We start from the raw sequence: 1,496 nt of genomic DNA on the forward strand, positions 1-1,496 counted from the left end.
ATGGAGGCGCCTCCCGGAGTCGAACCGAGGTCCACGGATTTGCAATCCGCTGCATAGCCACTCTGCCAAGGCGCCTTTAATAGTGATTTAAGAGAACAACTCTTTGTTCATCACTCTACTCAAAAGTAGAAGCTAGATAGATGGTGCCCCGGGCCGGACTTGAACCGGCACAACGCGAACGTCGAGGGATTTTAAATCCCTTGTGTCTACCAATTCCACCACCAGGGCACGCAATTCTTTATTGCGATGCCGATTACTGAAAAGTAAAACACCATCTCTCAGCGACCTAAGCCGTGAGAACGAGGTGTACTTTAACGGATGGAAAAAATTCGTCAACAATAAATTTTATCTTTTAATTCAAGTGATTAATTATCGAACTTTGACGGTTGAATTTACTACTGATTGCGCAAATGGCAAACACAATCTCCTCCTCTAAAGCCGGCTCAAAATCATTCATAATACATGGGAACGAGAAAACTCGAATAAAAATGCCAGTCGAAGGACTGGCTTTATCAGTAATTCTGGAAAGTACGAACCTAATTAATAATTTTCTTTCAAAAATTGATATGTCGGCTTTGGCACAATTGCTTCTATACTGCTGAAATCTCGGCTTGCTAAGAACTCCCTTACTTTAGAAGCACTGATCACATCACCGTTTGTTGAAATACGTTCAATGATTTCAACTTCAATATCATATGCAGGGAGTAGCTCCTGCATTTTTTCATTGTATTGTTGGGTGATTTGACACTTTGGTTCATTTCCAAGGAATATCTTACTAATATTCAGCGCCTTAGCTATGTACTCACAAAAAAACCATGCTTCCATTGATGCATCAGCTTTAGCTTCAGAAGTTTCTTTATCGAAGTAATCTGGGTAAGTCAATTCAGTACAAATGAACTTTCCGCCTCGAATAACGGTTACGTTGCCAATATGTTTCGTGCTTTCAAAGACTAACTTAAATCGGTCTTCGAATTTAAAGAAAGATTTATCTTCTTCAATAACAAAAATGAACAACTTATCGACACTTCTTGCAGCATGCTCTATTAGGTGCAAGTGCCCTTTAGTAATTGGGTTACAATTGACTGCTACGCTACCTATAACACCTTCATTATCTGTAGCATGTTGACCTAATAGTTCTAAATACGACTGCATTTCACAAGATTCAAGCGCCTGAGCAGTGTGTCTAAATAAGAAATACTTGAACTTTTCTAAGACACACAACATTCTATTATCTAAATCGAATTGAGGCGGTACAGGCTCACTTTTACTTTTCAACACAGATATTAACTTATTTGTTACAATCTCACCCATTGCCTTGTTTCCCTTAGGAGAGTAATGACAATGACGCGCGTTTAGATCAATGAAAAAGTCGCCACCTCGGTCAACATCATTAAGATCAATTGAAAGTACATCCGGATCTTCAACATTTTTGAATTCATCAAAGTTGAAAAAAACAATGACATCACCCGGCTTGATCTCAGTTTGTACCAAATTAT

Annotated in this window: 2 tRNA genes and 1 pseudogene; all 3 read right to left on the reverse strand. The window is 38.9% G+C overall.

From position 1 onward, the window contains the following. Position 1: 1 nt before the first annotated feature. A tRNA-Cys gene (locus BCT81_RS15095) sits at positions 2-75 on the reverse strand. A 66-nt stretch (positions 76-141) separates the two neighbouring features. Then, positions 142-228 (reverse strand) — tRNA-Leu (locus BCT81_RS15100). 312 nt (positions 229-540) lie between these two features. After that, a pseudogene (locus tag BCT81_RS15105) lies at positions 541-1,496 on the reverse strand (citrate lyase ligase); the annotation flags it as partial.

The organism is Vibrio sp. 10N.261.52.A1 (assembly GCF_002876325.1).
Lineage (GTDB): Bacteria > Pseudomonadota > Gammaproteobacteria > Enterobacterales > Vibrionaceae > Vibrio > Vibrio chagasii.